The sequence below is a fragment of the Parabacteroides distasonis genome, from assembly GCF_004793765.1.
Classification (GTDB): domain Bacteria; phylum Bacteroidota; class Bacteroidia; order Bacteroidales; family Tannerellaceae; genus Parabacteroides; species Parabacteroides distasonis_A.
The window spans coordinates 1-16,457 of sequence record NZ_SRYM01000034.1; the positions used below are offsets into that span (position 1 = coordinate 1).

Annotated in this window: 17 protein-coding genes; 8 read left to right on the forward strand and 9 right to left on the reverse strand. The window is 44.9% G+C overall.

What is annotated here, in order from left to right:
• The first annotated feature begins 285 nt into the window (after positions 1-285).
• From E5342_RS11860 to mutS, 8 genes are all read left to right on the forward strand, one after another.
• The gene (locus E5342_RS11860) at positions 286-657 is read left to right on the forward strand and encodes a DUF3244 domain-containing protein (RefSeq protein ID WP_135959446.1); all 372 of its coding nucleotides are present in this window, start codon (positions 286-288) and stop codon (positions 655-657) included.
• Positions 658-677: 20 nt separating this feature from the next.
• Positions 678-821: a hypothetical protein gene (locus E5342_RS11865; protein ID WP_236651536.1), complete on the forward strand. Its 144-nt coding sequence runs from the start codon at positions 678-680 to the stop codon at positions 819-821.
• Positions 822-839: 18 nt separating this feature from the next.
• Positions 840-1,484 carry a hypothetical protein gene (locus E5342_RS11870; RefSeq protein ID WP_121737446.1) on the forward strand — a complete coding sequence of 215 codons (645 nt, stop codon included), beginning with the start codon at positions 840-842 and terminating at the stop codon, positions 1,482-1,484.
• A gap of 336 nt (positions 1,485-1,820) precedes the next feature.
• Positions 1,821-2,909 (forward strand): hypothetical protein, encoded by a 1,089-nt coding sequence (locus tag E5342_RS11875; RefSeq protein WP_121737447.1) that lies wholly within the window; start codon positions 1,821-1,823, stop codon positions 2,907-2,909.
• Between the two features lie 79 nt (positions 2,910-2,988).
• Positions 2,989-4,266, forward strand: a complete 1,278-nt coding sequence (locus E5342_RS11880; RefSeq protein WP_121737448.1) for a DNA cytosine methyltransferase — start codon at positions 2,989-2,991, stop codon at positions 4,264-4,266.
• A gap of 1 nt (position 4,267) precedes the next feature.
• Positions 4,268-5,419 carry a hypothetical protein gene (locus tag E5342_RS11885; protein ID WP_009016532.1) on the forward strand — a complete coding sequence of 384 codons (1,152 nt, stop codon included), beginning with the start codon at positions 4,268-4,270 and terminating at the stop codon, positions 5,417-5,419.
• 203 nt (positions 5,420-5,622) lie between these two features.
• A complete protein-coding gene (gene fsa, locus E5342_RS11890) occupies positions 5,623-6,279 on the forward strand; it encodes a fructose-6-phosphate aldolase (protein ID WP_005860406.1) in 657 nt (218 codons plus the stop codon).
• Between the two features lie 85 nt (positions 6,280-6,364).
• The gene (gene mutS, locus E5342_RS11895) at positions 6,365-8,950 is read left to right on the forward strand and encodes a DNA mismatch repair protein MutS (RefSeq protein ID WP_432707221.1); all 2,586 of its coding nucleotides are present in this window, start codon (positions 6,365-6,367) and stop codon (positions 8,948-8,950) included.
• A 117-nt stretch (positions 8,951-9,067) separates the two neighbouring features.
• Here mutS and E5342_RS11900 read toward each other — a convergent pair whose 3' ends face one another.
• The 9 genes from E5342_RS11900 to E5342_RS11940 form a co-directional block, all read right to left on the reverse strand.
• Positions 9,068-9,544: a DUF4252 domain-containing protein gene (locus tag E5342_RS11900; RefSeq protein WP_121736713.1), complete on the reverse strand. Its 477-nt coding sequence runs from the start codon at positions 9,542-9,544 to the stop codon at positions 9,068-9,070.
• Positions 9,537-9,932: a hypothetical protein gene (locus E5342_RS11905; RefSeq protein ID WP_246867103.1), complete on the reverse strand. Its 396-nt coding sequence runs from the start codon at positions 9,930-9,932 to the stop codon at positions 9,537-9,539. Before E5342_RS11905 ends, E5342_RS11900 begins: the two co-directional genes overlap by 8 nt.
• A complete protein-coding gene (locus tag E5342_RS11910) occupies positions 9,929-10,435 on the reverse strand; it encodes an RNA polymerase sigma factor (protein ID WP_135959448.1) in 507 nt (168 codons plus the stop codon). Before E5342_RS11910 ends, E5342_RS11905 begins: the two co-directional genes overlap by 4 nt.
• 13 nt (positions 10,436-10,448) lie before the next feature.
• Positions 10,449-10,901, reverse strand: a complete 453-nt coding sequence (locus E5342_RS11915; RefSeq protein ID WP_135959449.1) for a DUF4252 domain-containing protein — start codon at positions 10,899-10,901, stop codon at positions 10,449-10,451.
• 124 nt (positions 10,902-11,025) lie between these two features.
• A complete protein-coding gene (locus E5342_RS11920; protein WP_135959450.1) occupies positions 11,026-12,270 on the reverse strand; it encodes a DUF4934 domain-containing protein in 1,245 nt (414 codons plus the stop codon).
• A 53-nt stretch (positions 12,271-12,323) separates the two neighbouring features.
• Positions 12,324-13,235: a TolB family protein gene (locus E5342_RS11925; protein ID WP_135959451.1), complete on the reverse strand. Its 912-nt coding sequence runs from the start codon at positions 13,233-13,235 to the stop codon at positions 12,324-12,326.
• Between the two features lie 310 nt (positions 13,236-13,545).
• Positions 13,546-14,649, reverse strand: coding sequence for a redox-regulated ATPase YchF (gene ychF, locus E5342_RS11930; RefSeq protein WP_121736716.1), 1,104 nt, complete (start codon positions 14,647-14,649; stop codon positions 13,546-13,548).
• Positions 14,650-14,768: 119 nt separating this feature from the next.
• Entirely contained in the window at positions 14,769-15,374 is a 606-nt protein-coding gene (locus E5342_RS11935) for a hypothetical protein (protein ID WP_121736717.1), read from the reverse strand.
• 23 nt (positions 15,375-15,397) lie between these two features.
• Positions 15,398-16,243 (reverse strand): hypothetical protein, encoded by an 846-nt coding sequence (locus E5342_RS11940; protein WP_135959452.1) that lies wholly within the window; start codon positions 16,241-16,243, stop codon positions 15,398-15,400.
• Positions 16,244-16,457 lie beyond the last annotated feature (214 nt).

Here is a 16,457-nt window from a genome sequence, read left to right on the forward strand (position 1 = left end):
TTCCGTAGACAAAACACGCTTGCGGGTACGGAAAAAGTTACATTGGGAAGGCAAGCAAGATTTCTATGAGTCGCTTATCCATATTCAACCTGTTTAGTCTGTTATAGACTCTGTTTAGATACAATTTTAGAGTTTTGGCCATATATGTATTGGTTTACTTATTTGATTATTAGATAATTATCTATTTTTTGCTTGTCCATACGTTCTTGAAGGTTTTGTACTCTCTATGCCATATGAACTCTCTATTTTTGCAGTCATAAACGATAACGAAAAAAGAGAGTGTATATGAAAAATTTGAAATGGCTGTTACTAGCTTTATTTATTATCTCTACTTGCGTATCATCGTTTGCACGTCGTGTACCTTTACATGGAAAAGGTACGCTAGGTGATAAAAAACAGCGGTCTATTAATTTAGATGTACCTATAATAGCTGATATCGATGAAACCTCAAAAGTTTTGTCTTTGGAGTTTTTGGAATATTTAGGAGAGGTACGAGTATCTGTTGCGGATGCGAATGGAAATATCGTTTATGAGGAGATAGTGGATACACAAGATGTTTCTTCTAGTATTATCTCATTAGATGGATGTATTTCTGGATCTTATGGACTTTATATATCAGATTCAGAAAACTACGCAGAAGGTTTTTTTAATTTATAAATAATTCAAATTTTAGAAGTATGGACAAAAAGACAGTGCTTTTAGCATCTGCATGTACTTTATTAATGATGTCATGTAGTAATGATGCGGAATTGATTAAGGTTGCTGAAACGACAGGATTACAAACAAAGGCTTTTGTTGGTGAAGCAGATTTTCAAATATAAATACACGACACAATTGTTATGAGAAAAAAGATTTTATTATTCTTATTACTTGTTTCTACTTCAGCTTTTGTTTTTGCCCAAGTAGAGCATGGGTTATTAGTAGGTGCCGGTGTTGGATTTCCTTTGCAGGATGGTTGGAAGGAGACTACTTGGGGGGATAAATCGAATTTGGATTATCGGAACGATTATAAATTGAATAGTATGATCGGTTATCGCTTCCGATTCCTTCCGGAACAGAAATTCTTCTATGACTTGGATGTTACGATGGGATTTCAAAAGATGGAAACTGTCAAGTCTTCTCGTTATCTTTTTTACGAAGGTATGGAAGGTGGTTCACATATATTCAAAGGTGGTACTGAGACGATTGATGAATTTGTCATGCCTATCTCCGTAGCCACTAGTTGGAATTGGCGTTTTACCAAGAAATTCCATTTAGGTGTCGGTATCGCCCCTACGCTTTATGTACAGCCACAAGCCGTGTTTGATCTGTCCGTGATGGCGAAGGTGGGATATCGTTTAAGCAAGCATTGTGAGTTCGGTCTTTCTTATCAGTATGGCTGTTTCAATACCTTGAAGCATTTCAATAACGGACCGGCTAATGGCCGTCGTGGACATCTTTCGGATTTGATGCTCTCTGTATATGTTCCTTTTGTTTTGAAATGATAGAATAATAAAGTATAGAAACACATAATGTTTTATTTGGAACCAAAACAAAGATGAATAACTGCCTATAAGAAAAGAGTACGTGAAAAGAGCCATGTGTAGAGAAATAATTCTATGCATGGCTTTTGCTTGTATAATGTATAGAGATTCTCAAGAATTATTGAGGCATTTTTTGTTTGCGATATTGTCTCTCTCGTGATTAAGAACTATCTTTGACTAAGGCTAATGCCAAAAAAGTAAAAGCTTTAGGTATTGACGCTGGAATAATCGGGCAAGTCACAGGCCTTGAACCGGGGGAAATCGGATTGAAAGTTGAATATTTTAATAGTTAGAGATATGCGTATTGTTGCCTTTTTTAGTGCTATTGTCGTAACTATTCTACTATTGACAGGATGTGGACATGAGAAATCAAATAATTCTCCTGTTGCTCGTTTCATTCAGCTAGGTGGGATAGAGTATCCTGAATTTCCTAAAAATAGTGTAATACAACTCAAAAAGTCAGATTTCCCCAAAGGAGAGATCCGCTCTATCCAAAAAATTCCGCTTGATTTGATGATAGAGAACAGGGAGATAGAATTGTTTATCAAAGGAGACTATCTTATTATTAAACATCTTGAGATGAGAGAAGGAGCCTATCTTTTGCATGTGGTCTCTTTACTCGACTATAAGGTGATAGCTCAGTTGGCTCCTTTCGGTGAAGGGCCAAATGAATTTATGGATATACGTGTAATCCCTACTAAGGAAACAGATAAACTTTGTTATATATGGAATATCTATAATAACCAGCTTTTTACTTTATCTACTGCTTTTGAGTTGGAGGAGTATGATCAACTGTATGAAATTCAAGGGAACAGAGTCTTATTCGGTGCTCCTTTATATATAGGAGATGGTAAGATGCAGGTCACTTTAGGTTCAAATAATGGAATGGGAATAGGATGGGTAAGCGTGAATGATTCTACGGTGAAAGGAACCGTACCTTTCCATTTTGCGAAAGATGCCAGTGGCTTTTTTTATATGGGACAGTTGGGGTATAGTTTTTTTAGGAAGCGCGAGGCGTTCGCTTTTCTCTATCATGACCGGATCGCTTTCTTCGACTTTGACGGCAATCATGTAAAGATGTGTCAATTCGGAGATAAAACCTTACGGACTACCTCTTCGCCGGATAATCCGATCTGTTATTATAGTTGTTTTGCGAGTGATAAGTATGTTTATGCCACTTACCGGGAATCAGAAAATGATAAGGACGATACGAATCCCTTGTATCTGGAGCAATTCGATTGGGATGGGAATCCGGTAGCTCGTTATTCGTTGCCCAAAGGAAGAGGCCTATACACTGGATGTGCGACAGAAGATAATTCGATAATCTATATGGTAGATTATTATGAGGACAATTTCCTGCATAAGATTGTTTTGAGCAAAGACTGATAAATTCTAGTGCTTTTCCCGTGATTTTTGTAGATTTGCGATTCTTTTGATAAAAAATAGTATATAGCAAGGACCTGAAATGAAAAGAGGTGGAAAGAATATTGAATCGTTGGATAGCTTACGGGTCTTGTCCCTGTTCTCTGGATGTGGGGGCATGGATTTAGGATTCGAGGGGGATTTTATATGTCATCGTAAGTCTATATCTCCTCAAAGTACGTGGATTCAAGAGGTTATTGATGAACACTGGGTTCGTTTACAGAAGAATCGTTTTCGAACGGTCTTTGCGAATGATATATTGAAAGAGGCACAAACCGCTTGGCTTCAATATATGGATCGATTCGGATATGATAAAAACGTTTATAATACAAAGAGTATCGTAGACTTGGTGAAAGAGCATCGAGCGGGGAAAAAAGTTTTCCCTAAAAATATAGATGTCGTCACGGGAGGTTTTCCTTGCCAGGATTTCAGTGTCTCTGGTAAACGTTTGGGATTTGAGTCGAATAAGGATCATACCGGGAAATTGCGTGAGGACGATGAGGCCTCGGAAGAGACGAGGGGTAAACTTTACTATTGGATGAAGCAGGTGATCGATATTACGAGACCCAAGATATTTATCGCGGAGAACGTGAAGGGACTGGTGAATCTGGGAGACGTGAAAAGTATTATTCAGAGAGACTTCGCCCATGCGGCTGGGGATGGATATATTGTTTTAGATCCTCAAGTTTTACATGCGGGCAATTATGGGGTTCCGGAGTCTAGAGAGCGTGTGATTTTTATCGGGATACGTAAGTCCGCGTTAAAGGTTAAGGCTTTAAGAGCGCTTCAAGAGGAGAAGATACCCAAAGCTTACGATCCTTATCCGAGTCCGACACATGCTTGCACCGTGGAAGATAAGAAACTATTGCCACCGGTGGTTTGTCGGGATGTATTTGTAGGATTGGAGGAACCGGATAGGACAGACGATCTGTCCCAGCGGTATTATTCACAGGCGAAATATATGGGAGCTCATTGTCAAGGTCAAAAGGAGATCGCGTTGGATAATATTGGCCCGACGATTCGTTCCGAGCATCATGGAAATATAGAATACCGTCGTTTATCCCGGGAGCATGGGGGCATTATTACGGAAGAATTAGACGCCGGTTTACAAGAACGTCGCTTAACTCCTCGAGAATGTGCTTTGATACAGACGTTTCCGCCGGATTATACGTTTGTCTCCCATAAAAAGAACAGTACACGTTTTGAGTTAAGTGCCTCAGGCGCTTATAAGGTGATCGGTAACGCGGTTCCTCCAGTATTAGCGTATCATATAGCGAATCGCATACAGACTTTATGGCCGTTGTATTTTAAAAAGAGATAATATGGAAGAGGAGAATATTATTACTGTGCGTAATAGAAATCTTCAAAAAGCGGATGAGGCTTTTGCGGATTTTATGTTTATGCTGGAATCATACTTGAATGAAAAAGCAGCTGCTATTCCGGGTACGTATTGCGATTGTAAGAGTAAGGAACTGGAAAATGTAGTAGTGAACGTGATGAAAGAACTTTGCGGTAGAACTCCTTTCCGTGTGGAGGAGATACGCTTGGTTTCCGCCCAATATTTTCCAGATATTATCGCGGAGAAATATTATGGGGTTGAGGTAAAATCTACAAAAGAGAATCATTGGACATCTACGGGAAGTAGCATCGTGGAGTCTACACGTGATAAGAATGTAGAAAATATCTATATGCTCTTCGGCAAACTGGGAGGTAAGACGGCGGAGTTTAAGTGCCGTCCTTATGAGGATTGTCTTTCCGATATAGCTGTTACCCATTCTCCCCGTTATTTGATTAATATGGAATTAACGAAAGAGCAGACTATTTTTAGTAAGATGGGAGTTGCTTATGATCAATTAAGGAATGCTCCGGATTCTATAGAGATCGTTCGAAAATATTATAGGGAAAAAGCCATTAAAGCCAAAAAGAAAGCTATGCCTTGGTGGTTGGGCACTTCCGCTGAGGAAAGTTTGGAGGAGCATACGGATATGAATATAAGCCTGTGGGTGGATAATGGAGAATATGCGGATCCGGAAAGGAATAAGAGACTAAAAGCGGAGATATTTATTTTATTCCCGGAAGTAGTGAGTGGGAATTATGAGAATGCTGCCTTATGGTTATGTACGCGCCGGTCTGTTGTTAATTTTCATATGCGGGACACTTTTTCCGCAGGGGGCCAACAATTGAAACTGAATGATGAACTTCTGCCTTTTCCTTTACCGCATGTGGTTGGTGAGTTGTTAGAATCTGCGACTTTAATAAAGAACTATCTTCTTAATAGTGATGATTTAGACTTAGATATATCGGAATTCCGTCCAGAACTTATGTTGCCTAACCGATATGAGGTCTGGCTTAATGATATTTGGAAACGTATTCATCAACTAAAACCTTATAAAAGGAAAGAGACTATCGAAGAATTGGGCGGTATTTCATTGGCCGAATGGATCGATAGGAAATATACTTTGTCTGTAAAATAAAATATATCTTCTTCTCGATCGTCTCCCTAAGATCATAGATCGTATCAAGAAGCATACCTATCCCGGAAAAATACGCTGTTTTATATCTCCACAAACGGCTTAACGACTTGTATATGGAATTAGTAGGGGATTGAGACGGTTGATTTAGAACTAATAGCGAATCAGAAGGGTTATACAACTACGTAACATTAAAGTTTAAAGCTATGAAGTTTTTTATTGACACGGCGAATCTGGACCAGATCCGGGAAGCGAATGAATTGGGAGTATTGGATGGCGTGACGACTAATCCGTCCTTAATGGCGAAAGAGGGAATCCGGGGGGTGGAAAATCAACGGAAACACTATTTGGAAATTTGCGAGATCGTGGGCGGGGATGTAAGCGCCGAGGTAATCGCTACCGACTTAGAGGGCATGATAAAAGAAGGGGAGGAGTTGGCAGCTTTACATCCTAATATAGTCGTTAAAGTACCTTGTATCGAAGCGGGGATTAAAGCGATAAAATATTTCACCAGAAAAGGCATCCGTACGAATTGTACGCTGGTTTTCTCTGTCGGTCAGGCGTTATTGGCGGCTAAGGCCGGGGCTACGTATGTATCGCCCTTTGTCGGGCGTTTGGATGATATTGCCAGCGACGGGATAGAGCTGGTACGTAAGATCGTGGAAATGTATGATTATTATGATTATGATACCCAAGTTTTAGCGGCTTCTATCCGTAGCACCCAGCATATCATCCAATGCGTGGAGGCCGGGGCGGATGTGGCTACTTGTCCTTTGTCCGCCATTAAAGGCTTATTGAAACACCCGTTAACGGATAGTGGGCTAGCTACTTTTCTAGCGGATTATAAGAAAGTAAACGGATAGAAAAAAAATAGTACCTTTGTGCGGATTAATTCGTAAACGCATTTAAAAGATTACTATCGTGGCAAAAGTTGTGGAAACCCCTTTGATGAAGCAGTATTTCGATATAAAAGCGAAACATCCGGACGCTATCCTTTTATTCCGGGTTGGAGACTTTTACGAGATGTATGGCGAGGACGCCGTGATTGGCGCGGAAATACTGGGTATCGTACAGACCAAACGTGCGAATGGCGTAGGGCAGCATGTTGAGATGGCGGGATTTCCACATCATGCCTTGGATTCTTATCTGCCGAAGTTGGTGCGGGCCGGAAAGCGTGTGGCTATTTGCGACCAGCTGGAAGACCCTAAGTTGACGAAGAAACTGGTGAAGCGGGGTATTACGGAATTGGTGACTCCCGGTGTTTCCATCAATGATAATATACTGAATCATAAAGAGAATAATTTCTTGGCCTCTATCCATTTCGCCAAGGAGGTATGTGGTATTTCTTTCTTGGATATCTCTACCGGCGAGTTCATGACAGCGGAGGGTTCCATCGATTATATCGACAAATTACTCAATAATTTTTCCCCGAAGGAAGTGTTGATCGAACGGGGAAACAAGAAGCGTTTCGAGGAGGCTTTCGGTCCTCGTTTCTTTATCTTTGAGCTGGATGACTGGATCTTTACGACCTCGGCTGCCGAGGATCGCCTGTTGAAGCATTTCGAGACGAAGAACTTGAAGGGTTTTGGCGTACAACACTTGAAATTAGGTATTATCGCTTCCGGGGCGATTCTGTATTATCTGGACCAGACCCAGCATACGCATATTTCCCATATCACCGCTTTATCCCGTATCGAGGAGGATCGATACGTCCGCTTGGATAAGTTTACGGTACGCAGCTTGGAACTGGTGGGTACGATGAACGATGAGGGAACAAGCTTGTTGGACGTGATCGATAAGACGATCTCGCCGATGGGCTCTCGTATGCTTCGCCGGTGGATACTATTCCCGCTAAAGGATGTAAAACCGATCCAAGAACGCCAAGAGGTCGTGGATTATTTCTTCCGTGAACCGGAGACAAAGGAGTTGCTGGATACGCAGTTGGAGCAGATCGGCGATTTGGAACGTATTATCTCCAAGGTGGCTGTCGGCCGTGTATCTCCTCGTGAGGTGGTTCAGCTAAAGGTTGCGCTTCGTGCGATCGAGCCGATCAAGGAGGCATGTATGGCGAGCGGGGAACCCAGCTTATGCCGGATCGGGGAGCAATTAAACGCTTGCGCCTTGATCCGCGACCGGATTGAGAAAGAGATTAATAACGATCCCCCTTCTTTGGTCAATAAGGGAGGAATTATAGCGAAGGGTGTCAACGAGGAATTGGATGACTTGCGTGCCATCGCTTATTCCGGCAAGGATTATTTGTTGAAGGTACAGCAGCGCGAGATCGAATTGACGGGTATCCCAAGCTTGAAGATCGCTTTCAACAACGTCTTCGGCTATTATATAGAGGTACGTAATACCCATAAGGATAAAGTCCCGGCGAATTGGATCCGTAAACAGACCTTGGTGAACGCCGAGCGCTATATTACCGAGGAGTTGAAGGAATACGAGGAGAAGATATTAGGGGCGGAAGAAAAGATCCTTGCTCTGGAGACCCGCCTTTTCAATGAGCTGGTATTGGCCTTGACGGAGTATATTCCGCCTATCCAGATGAACGCGAACTTGATCGGGCGTATCGATTGCCTGTTATCTTTCGCTAAGGCCGCGGAGGCGAATAAGTATATCCGTCCGGTCGTGAGTGATTCCGACAAGATCGACATAAAGGGAGGTCGCCACCCGGTAATCGAGAAACAACTGCCCTTGGGAGAACCTTATATCGCCAATGATGTCTATCTGGATGACGAGAAACAACAGATCATCATTATCACGGGTCCGAATATGGCCGGTAAGTCTGCCTTATTGCGTCAGACAGCCTTGATTACGCTCATGGCGCAAATCGGTTGCTTTGTTCCGGCCGAGAGCGCCCATATCGGTATCGTGGATAAGATATTTACCCGTGTAGGCGCCTCGGATAATATCTCGGTGGGTGAGTCTACTTTTATGGTCGAGATGAATGAGGCTTCCGATATATTAAATAATATGACTTCCCGGAGCTTGGTGCTTTTCGACGAGTTAGGGCGGGGTACCAGTACCTACGATGGCATATCAATCGCTTGGGCGATCGTGGAATATATTCATGAGCACCCGAATGCGAAGGCGAAAACGCTGTTCGCTACCCATTACCACGAGCTGAACGAGATGGAGCGTGCCTTTAAGCGGATCAAGAACTATAACGTATCGGTCAAGGAAGTAGGGAATAAGGTGATATTTTTGCGTAAGTTGATACCGGGAGGAAGCGAGCATAGCTTTGGTATCCACGTGGCGAAAATGGCCGGTATGCCTAAAAGCATCGTGAAGCGTTCGAATGAGATCTTGAAGCAGTTGGAGTCCGAGAATCGTCAGGAGGGTATTACGGGTAAGCCTGTAAATGCGATCGCCTCTGCCGCCGAGGGGTATCAGCTGAGTTTCTTCCAGTTGGATGATCCGGTGTTGAGCCAAGTACGGGATGAGATCAAGAACTTGGACGTGAATAATCTTACTCCCTTGGAAGCCTTAAATAAGCTGAGTGAGATTAAGCGGATTATTACTGGGAAATAACTTGTGGTACAATGAATTATACTATGTTTCTTACAATGCCTATTGTAAACCTCTTATAATGCCCATCGTAAGCTCCTTATAATAGGCATTATAAGAGGCTTACAATAGGCATTGTCATTATTTGTTGATCTCACTGGTAATTTCCTGCACATCTTGGAGCGTGAAACGTCCTAACAATTGCATGACGCTGAAACCTCCGTTCTCCATGTCGGCTATCATGATCAACTCTTGGATCAGCTCTCCTTTTTGCTTGACGTAGAAGTTGGCCTTGGTCTTCCCATCTTTCACCCGTATGAGTTCCTCGTGTTCCTTACCGATCAAGGCATTGAACTCGCTTCGCATTTTTTTCTTTAATTCTGCTTTCTCGGTAGTCAGTATTTGCAGGGATTCGATCTTTCCCTTCAGGTTGGCCAGGTTGAGCCCGGCAGTTTCCATGACCGGCATCATTTGGAACATCTTCTTGGAGATATACACGGAAGTAACATCATCCATGTCCGCATATTTGTCGAAAAGCTTGTTCTGGGCGAAACCGATGTTCACGCAGCAGAGAAGCAATAGTAGATATAGATATTTATGTCTCATTGTATTAATCATTTAAATGTTTATGTATGATCTTATTTATTCGCTCTACCTCTTGGCTGGTCTCATGGACTTGCCCGAGGCCTATGTTCAAGTTCCTGGACATGAACGCCAAGGCGTTTTGGGCTACGACTGCCGCCTCTTCCGGATCGGTAAAGGTATCGGCCATGGCGGAAGCCGGATGATTGGTCTCCGTGAAGAACAGGAACAGGGTACCGAAGATAGCGGCGGCGACACCGCTTATCCAATAGAAAGGATGTAGACGTGCGGATCGAGCCAGCTTTTTGTCATGGGCCAGGAGATTGATTTGCCGCTCCAGTCGTTCGGAAAGTCCTTCCGGCAAGGCTAAGTCCTCTTGGAGTGCCTTGTTTATCAGTTTATCTATTCTTTTCTCATCCATCATGACAACTTGCTTTTTAGTTTCTCCCGGATCGTTTTGCGGGCCCGGGAAAGTAATGTTCGTATATTAGAGGGACTCAGTCCCGTGATCTGTTCGATATCCTCGAAGGAACAATCCTCGATTCCTCGCAGGCGGATTACCTGCTTTTGGTTTTCGGGGAGTTGTTCGATCAGTGCCTGTACCTGCCTGATATCTTCCTTTTCTTCCAGTTCCTTATCCGGAGAGGAGCTGGTTGTTAGACGGACGGTTTCCAGCGTCTCCTTGTTCTCTTTTCGGCTTGCTTTGGGCGATCGTAGGAAATCCAGGCAAAGATGCTTGACCAATGTGATGGAAAAGGCTTCCGGGTTCTGGATGTCCTCCAGCTCGTCCCGTTTATTCCACAGTTTGCAATAGGCCTCTTGAAGGATGTCTTCCGCATCGGCCTTGTCGCCAACCAAGGCGTAAGCGATCCGATAGAGTTTGGGGTGAAAAGGAAGGAATCGCTGCTTGAATATAGCGGTCTCCATCCTTATGCTTCTTTTAGTATTTTCCTTTGTGTTCGTTGATCACCCGGTCTAAGTCATCCGGCTTGATATTTCCTTTGATACGGATCAACGCATTGCCGCTTCCGGTGGTGAGTATGACCAACTCCCGGATCATATCTTCCTGGATGTTGACAAGGATTTTCGTACGGTTATCGTTTTCGTTGGCTGAGACAATTGTCTCGTAATCCGGGTCTTTCAGGTTCCGGATGGCGTTGGAGAAACGTTCTTTCACCTCTTGGGCGCATTCATCGAAAGATAAGACTTCGATGCCGTTCACGCCCATCGTCTCGGTAAACAGACTGGCTAGTTTCATCGTTATATTTCCGATATTTACGGAAGTAACATCGCTCTCGCTTCGGAAAGCATTAAATAATTGATCCATCTTTTGTTGTCCGTATCCAGCTTGGCTGATAAGGACAATTGTCAATATGACAAGTAATCGTTTCATCGCGGTATTTGTTTTTTCGTTAAACATCTCGTAGCCTTCCGTTCGCGCGCCTTGGGAGAGGCTTTCGTATGGAAGACGGGAGAGGGGTATGAATTGTTACGCGTTTTCGGCTGTTTTTTATTATTTATTCCATGAGGATCACGACCGGGTTGTCCTCTTCCGTTAATTTGCGGAGGTTTTTTATCTCTTCCGGCCATGCCTCGTTGTCGGCGTGGGTGTCGAACCATTCCAAGAGAGTTGCAGCGGATACCAGCTGGGCAAACTCACCCATAGGGGTGATAAACGTCGGTTGCAACGGGAAGAAGCCGTTTATGTCGTCTGTCACCTGTTCCTTGAAAGGGGATACTTTTACCTCGTCACGGCTCTTGTCGTACACGGCATTGTAGAATTTCAGCTCTTCCGGGTGATAGAGGTTTACTGCGAAGCGGAGCCAAAGCAGACGCTCATTCTCGTAGATTGCGAAAGGATAGGCGGCCTTGTCTTTTTCCGGATTGAACCGGTCTTTCCGGTCCCAGCGTATCGTCCCGAAGTCGAGGCAGCTCACCGGACTCAATCCTTCCGGGCTTACTTGGTAGAGGGTATCGTTGAACTGCTCGCGGAAGAAGAGCCTGTCTTTCACGTGCCAAAAGGGTTGTTCCGTGGGGATGAACCCATTTTGTTGTCCGTCCTTGAAGGTGATGTAGATAATGTTGTGCCCGGTGTCTTTATCGTTTTGCACGTTGATACCCTCGATATCGGCCATGGCTTTCGCCAGGGGGAAGAGCGGCTCGCCGTGCGAGGGGAAGGCGGCGATCAGGGTCGTATCCCGGAAGAGGATCACCCGGTCGGGCTTTGTCGCCGTGGCGGGCAGGTGCTCCACCAAGATATGTGCGTCCAAATAATCATACGAGTCGATGCCGAACAACCCATCTGTTTGGTCGAGATCTTTTTGCTCGCCCACGAAGTTTCCCTCGGTATCGTAGATGACCGACCGGCCGTTGCCGGCAGGGAAATAGATCGTCTGGGCGGCGGCGTTCAGCCATCCGGAGAACGATAGGCAGCCTTGTGGGTCGTTGCCTTTATGTCCGATCGAGCTGATGAAACGCCCGCTTTCCTTATCGAACGATAGGCAACCTTGTTCGGTAGAGACGATCAGATGATCATCGGCGATCCAAATCTCCGGGTTATTTCCTACCAATGACTGCTCGGTGGTCTCCAAGGGGATGTAGCGGACTTTACGGAAATAGTCCGAGGCTTTCAAGGAGGCTTGGCTGGCGTATGCCGTCCCGACATCAATTCTTTTGAGCCCTTCCTCTCGCGGGGCCTGGCCGCAGGAAGCGAGAACTCCCGTCAGGGCCAAGCCGATCAAGAAAAACGTGATATGTAGCATATTGAAAAATGTTTTGTTATTGAAACATGTCTTGTTGTTGCTCGGTGACGAAATCATTCCATCCGGTAGCTGACGAAAGCGAATCGCTTGCTATCGGGGGCCCAGGAGTTGACGTTGATCGTCCCTTGTCCGCCGAATAGCTTTACGATCGTCTTGGGCTCGCCGCCCTCGGCAGGCATGAGGCGCAATTCCACGTGTTTGTTGGCGAGGTGCTGACCGGGCTCCAGGTCGCCTTTCTTATAGGTGATGAAGACAACGAGTTTGCCGTTTGGCGACACGTGCGGGAACCAAGAGTTGCGAGTCTCGTCGAAGGTCATCTGGGTCTGCTCGGAACCGTCCGCTCTCATGCGCCATACCTGCATGAGTCCGGTGCGTACGGAGTTGAACCAGATGTATTGGCCGCAGGGAGAATATTCGGGGCCGTCGTCCAGTCCCTCGGCGGTCGTGAGGCGGATTTCCTCTCCTCCGAGGGCGGGGATGACATATACGTCGAAATTGCCTTTCCGCTCGGCGCAATAGGCGAGCTGCTTCCCATCGGGGCTCCATCCGTGCAGGTAACTGGGTCCGAGTGGGGTGATCAGCCGAGGGATACCTCCCTCGAAGGGCAGGATGTAGATGCGCGAACGGCCGTCTTCTCTTGTCCCGTTGCTGATGGCGATTTGCTTACCGTCGGTGGAGATCACGTGGTCGTTGTTGCAACGGGCGGCGTAGTCGCTAGGGATCAACTGCGGTTCGCTGGGGGATTCGGTGGAGAGCTTATAGAGTTTTCCTCCGCTGTTGTAAACCAGCCATTGGCCGTCCGGGGTCCAGTTCGGAGCCTCGATCAGGAAAGAGAATTCCTTGATGACGGAGCGTTGCCCGGTCGTAATGTCCATCACTTCCAGCACGCTGGTTACTTTTTGCTTTTGCGCATACCCCGTGAGCAGGCTACAGGCTGCTAATGCGGCGATCCATAAGTGTTTCATGGTAATATGGTTTTAAACGAATCCAAATATATGGTTTAATCCTGACAAACGTGCGGAATTCTTTATTTATTTCGCAGTATGTAACGTTTGAGCGGCTTGCTGCGTCTTGTAAATGTATAACTTACTTAAATATGTAGTAGGAAGGACTCATGAGAAAGGTATGGAGATGGCAGGGTATGGTATCGCCGGCTCAATTGCGCACAAATTGTCAGGATGATTTATTGAGACTTTAACAAAGGAAGGGGGATGTGTCGAGTTTACGACACATCCCCCTTCCCTTATGCGTTCATCCCTGTTTCTTTGGCGGGGATCAGACGTTGAAGCGGAAATGCATGATATCTCCATCTTGCACAACATATTCCTTACCTTCAACGTTCATCTTTCCGGCCTCTTTAACGGCAGCCTCGGAGCCATAAGCGATATAATCCTCGTACTTGATCACCTCGGCGCGGATGAATCCTTTCTCGAAATCGGTATGGATCACACCGGCGCATTGAGGCGCTTTCCAGCCTTTATGGAACGTCCACGCGCGGCATTCGTCCGGTCCGGCGGTCAAGAAGGTTTGCAGGTTCAATAATTTATAAGCCGATTTAATCAAACGGCTTACGCCGGACTCTTCCAATCCGATCTCTTGTAGGAACATCTGGCGCTCCTCATAGGTATCGAACTCAGCGATCTCACTCTCGATCTTAGCGGCGACTACCAGTATCTGGGCATCCTCGTCTTTGACCGCCTCACGTACGGCATCCACATATTTATTGCCGTTTACGGCGCTGGCCTCATCCACGTTACAAACATACATGACAGGCTTGTTCGTCAGCAAGAACAGGTCGTGGGCGATACGTTCCTCGTCTTTCGTGTCAAAAGAAACGGTACGTGCGCTTTTCCCTTGTTCCAAGGCCTCCTTATATTTACAAAGTACCTCGTAAGCGATCTTGGCTTGCTTGTCGCCTCCGGTTTGCGCTTGCTTCTGCACCTTGGCGATACGGCTGTCTATCGTTTCCAAATCTTTGATTTGTAGTTCATAGTCAATGATCTCCTTATCACGGACCGGGTCTACACGTCCATCCACGTGCACGATATTATCGTCATCGAAGCAACGCAATACGTGTAAGATTGCGTCTGTCTCACGGATATTAGCCAAGAACTTATTGCCCAATCCCTCGCCCTTGCTCGCTCCTTTCACCAGCCCGGCGATATCCACGATCTCTACGGTGGTGGGGATCACTCGTTGCGGATGTTCGATTTCCGCTAATTTATTTAGCCGCTCGTCGGGCACGGTGATCACTCCCACGTTCGGTTCGATGGTGCAGAACGGGAAGTTGGCCGATTGCGCCTTCGCGTTCGATAAGCAATTGAAAAGGGTAGACTTTCCCACGTTGGGGAGGCCTACGATGCCACATTGTAATGCCATAGTATGTCGTTTTTTATTTGTTTGACCAAAGGAGGGGGAGGCCGTATCCCGGCTTCCCGGGCGCAAAAGTACGGAAAAAGTTTGTTATATTCGCCTTGAAGGCCGGGATACGGGCATGTCTACCTGATCTTTTCATCGCCGGACTGCTTTCTTCGTTCCCGGTTCAGCCAGTTGACATAATATCCGGCTAAGATGATAAGTTCGCCGTATCCGAACTTTTCCTTATCCCAGATGTTGAGCTTGTATTTCGTGAAATCGAATTGCTTTGTGCCTTCCACCCATTTGTATAGCATGGGTTCGAGCTGCGGGTAGCGTTCAAGCAATCTTCCAGGTGTCTGCAAAGAGCATCCTATGAGTTTTTGATTGATATCAAATTGGTATTTAAGTATAACCATTCTCATCTCTTTGAGTTCGCTGGCCGGCAGAGTGTCTAGGAATGCTCCGAGATAGGGCTTGATCAACTCTTCGCGTAATGTGCCTATAAAATCCTCTTGCGTCAAGTGCTCATCAAACCGAACGGAATACCTATTATTCATGCCCGTTTTCCATTCCGCAAGCGGATTGCCATTTTTGATGGTTAGGTAGTCCCTCATGTACTCGCCGGCGAAATGGCGGTCAATGATGAAATGCTCCGTCTCGACACGAACGGTTGAGTCCAACCCTTGCCCCTGTGTGTTGCCGGAAAAGAGGAGCGATAGAAGAATAAAGATGATAGTTGTTTTCATATTCTTTACTGTTTATGTGTTATTTACTGTTTCAAAGGAGGCCGTGCTCTTCCTAATATATCTAAAATCATTTTGGGAGTAAAATTGGAAATGTGCATTCCATTATACCCTTTCCATTTATCTGCTATAGAATTATAAGTGGCAAGATTAGTTCTAGAAAAAAATCCCGCCTGATATATCTTTTCAATAAAAGGTTCATAATCAGAAAGAATGGAAGAATCAGTTATTGTCGCATAATACATAGGTGCTGGATAATCTAACCCATCATATATATATGCGATCCAATACGAGCAATCCCAAAAGCACTTCACCTCGAACTCATAATCCTTATATTTATTATCCATTGCCTCACCATAATAAACCAGATGCTGAGCGGCGTGAAGTAACTCTTCCATTAACATGTCGCCATCTATAGCGTAAGAGTCTTTAAACTCAATGGAGATGTTGTCTTTATTGTATTGGGCATTAGATATCGCTTTTGGATTTATCTGAAATTTTATAAGCTTCTTTGTTGCCAATAACTTTTGGTAAACCTTGCTAAAGTCCGCAGGCCTTTTGGTTATGGTTTGCAAGGCGTATTCAAGAGAAGACTTCTCCATTACATTTAAATTAGATGTTGAGGCATATATATCTTTTAGATGAGGAAACTCAAAATACCAGTGATCTCCAATATAATAACGTTTTCCCATACCTCCGGTGCCACGATCGGTAGCGTTTCCATATTGTGGGAATCCTCCGGCCTCATATTCGCCTTGACCTAGAGGCTCTGATTCTGCGCAAGTCCGGCAAGTAGTCCCTTTATAAACGCTATAAGAAACGCCTCCACCACTTACGGTAACAAACGCATCTTTACATATAGTCTTTAACATCGTACGAGGTTCTATGTGGATTGTGATATCCGAGGATTTCAAATATTCTATTTCCTCCACCATATCAGATTCGCAACTCCCCAAAGCGCATGCGATAAGGTATAAGAGTAACCAAAAACGAATTTGTAGGATTTTTTCGGTTGTTTCATAACATAAGCAATAGCTTTAATTTTGATAATAAGCAAATAGTAGTTCCAAAAGTATGAACATTGAT